The following is a 2,461-nucleotide window of genomic DNA, read 5'->3' on the forward strand; positions in this document are numbered from 1 at the left end:
CAGCTGAGCCCGGCCCGCCGGTGCAGCTGACTGCATCGGCGCTTTACGTTCGGCGCGCGGGTGCTGACCGGCGCCGGTGCGGGCGCGTACACTTGCCACTGCGCAATCGGATCCCTGCAGCCGAGCACGGCTCGGCTCTACCCCCATGACAGAAGACACTTTCCGCATGACCAGCCACCGTCCGTACCTGTTGCGGGCACTGGTGGAATGGATCAACGACAACGACCTGACGCCGCACATCCTGGTGGACGCCGGCATGCCCGGCGTGCAGGTGCCGCAGAGCGCGGTCAAGGACGGCAGGGTGGTGTTGAACATCGCCGAACGTGCCGTCGTACGCCTGCATATCGACAATGACAGCGTGAGCTTCTCGGCCCGCTTCTCCGGGACCAGTTATCCGGTGCAGGTGCCGATTTCGGCCGTGCTGGCGGTGTATGCCCGCGAGACGGGGCAGGGCATGGCCCTGCCCGATGACATCCCCGGCCACGATCCCGGCCCGGACGACGAGCTGCCGCCCGACGACAGCCCGACCCCGCCGGACGACGCGCCGCCCAAGCCGAGCGGCCGCCCGCATCTGCGCGTAGTCAAATAAAGCACCCGTGGCCGCCGCAAGGCGGCCATTTTTGTTGGGGGCGCCTACGCAGGGTCGGCTGCTCAGACGTCCTCGGCGCCGCCGGTATCCACGCCGCGCCGGATCTCGCTGATCCGCGCCGCCGACGGTCCCACGAACGCCACCAGCTCATCGCCACGCAGCACCATGCGGCCCGTGTGGCGGTCCACGCCATCGTGCGAGTACTCGAACTTGAAGGTGCGCTCCCAGCCCAGCCAGCCGTTGGGCTTGCGGCATACGCGCAGGCCGGTGCCGTGCACGCTCTGGTCCAGCCATTGCACATCGGCGGCACGGCAGGCGTTGCGGCCCAGCTCGCCGGCACGCTCGGCGGCCGCACGCGAGGCGTTCCAAAACGCGTAGGCGAACGCACCGGCAATCATCAACAGGATCAAACTGGGCATCGGTGACTCGGTGCGGTCAGGGAGGTCGAACCTCCAAGATGGCGACGAACGCGGCGCGGATCAAGCCTTGCGCGTGGTACGCGCTAGGAGGTCTGCGGCGACTGCACCGGGGGCGTCGTTGCCGGTGCTGGCGGCGTCGGCGCCGGTGGCAGCGCGCGCGCGCCGGGGTGGGGCGACGCCGGCGGCGGCGTTGGTGTTCCCTGCGGAACCCATGGCGGTGCCGACGTGCCTGCCGGGTCCGGTGGCGGCATCGGCGCCATCGACGGCGCGGTGGCCACCAGCTTCAGCAGGGCAGCCCAGTCCTGGCGGTTGAAGCTGCATTCTTCCTCGCGGCCGGGTGTGCAGCCCGGGTCCACCCCGTCGCTGGTGCTCGCCTTGGCCGGCGGCAGCTCGATCCGGCCGCTACGGTCCAGGTCAAGCTTGCGCATCGCCACCGTGTTCATCACATTGCCGCCGATCAGGTACAGGGTGCGATCACCGCCCATGTTGGCAGCGATCACCACCTCGCAATGCGATTTCCAATGCGTCACCGCGCCGCTGCCCAGCGACTGCACCAGGCCGCTGTAGCTCAAGGTTTCGCGCCGATCGCGGAGGTAGCACAGCAGGTCACCGGGCGCCGGTTTTTCCTGCGTCGGATCGGCCATCCGATACGGTCCGCTGTTCTGGTAGGCCGCACGGATGTAGTCGATGTGGCGCGGCGAGCGGGTGAAGCCGGGCACGCTGGCGCGGGTCATGACCCAGGAAATGAAGGCGGCCGACCACGGGTTGTCGACCAGAAACGCCCGGCAGTCGCTGTCGGTGTAGCGCGTCCCCGGCGGGGCCATGCAGCTCGACGCGCCCGGCTGGCTGCCCATCGGCGACAACGTGCCGCTCTGCCGCCAGTAACCGACCACCCGCTGCCAGGCAACCAGACCATTGTCGGCCAGGTGGACGTCCTCGGCTTCGGTCACGCTCRGGCTCGCCGCACGGCCATCGCGATCGATGAACGGCCGATACCACAGGCGATGCTCGTTGCAGGCGGTGTTGACGATGCTCACCGCCAACGGGCTCAACCCGAATCGCGGCGGGATATCGCAGACCTCGGCGGCGGACGCGGTGGCCGGCAGCAACGTCACCAGCGGCGACAGGCATGCAAGCAGGAGCAAGGGGCGCATGCGCGCTCTCCGGGGTGGGGGCAGGGCAAGCCTCGCAGACCCGGTCTGCCGGGGCCGTGAAAACAGCGAGGCAGATGCGCGCGTCCGCTGCGTCGTCGAGCGCCGAACCCTGGCGGCATGCCTGCGTGACCGCCGCGTCGCGCACCGGTCGTGCCGGCCGTTGGCCGGCTCTCGACCCATGCGCGAAGCCGACCAACGGCCGGCACGACCGGTGCAGGCCGCTCAAGCCGGCGGCGGGCCCAATTTCAACGACAGATCGATCGCCTGCACGTGCTTGGTCAGCCCGCCAATGGAGATGC

General features: G+C 69.6%; 3 protein-coding genes. 1 reads left to right on the plus strand and 2 read right to left on the minus strand.

Features of this window, described 5'->3' with window-relative positions:
• Positions 1–145 precede the first annotated feature (145 nt).
• Complete coding sequence (locus ACXJKH_RS18645; protein ID WP_312237405.1) at positions 146–589, plus strand: ClpXP protease specificity-enhancing factor; 444 nt, start codon at positions 146–148, stop codon at positions 587–589.
• A gap of 62 nt (positions 590–651) precedes the next feature.
• Here ACXJKH_RS18645 and ACXJKH_RS18650 read toward each other — a convergent pair whose 3' ends face one another.
• Together ACXJKH_RS18650 and ACXJKH_RS18655 are read right to left on the minus strand one after the other, a co-directional pair.
• Complete coding sequence (locus tag ACXJKH_RS18650; RefSeq protein WP_256776198.1) at positions 652–1,008, minus strand: DUF3301 domain-containing protein; 357 nt, start codon at positions 1,006–1,008, stop codon at positions 652–654.
• An 83-nt stretch (positions 1,009–1,091) separates the two neighbouring features.
• Entirely contained in the window at positions 1,092–2,162 is a 1,071-nt protein-coding gene (locus ACXJKH_RS18655; RefSeq protein WP_457321594.1) for a DUF2272 domain-containing protein, read from the minus strand.
• Positions 2,163–2,461 lie beyond the last annotated feature (299 nt).

Source organism: Stenotrophomonas sp. P5_B8 (assembly GCF_054049855.1).

Coding starts and splice junctions, on each gene's coding strand:
- ACXJKH_RS18645 (WP_312237405.1), top strand. CDS start 146: ATGACAGAAGACACTTTCCGCATGACCAGCCACCGTCCGTACCTGTTG.
- ACXJKH_RS18650 (WP_256776198.1), bottom strand. CDS start 1,008: ATGCCCAGTTTGATCCTGTTGATGATTGCCGGTGCGTTCGCCTACGCG.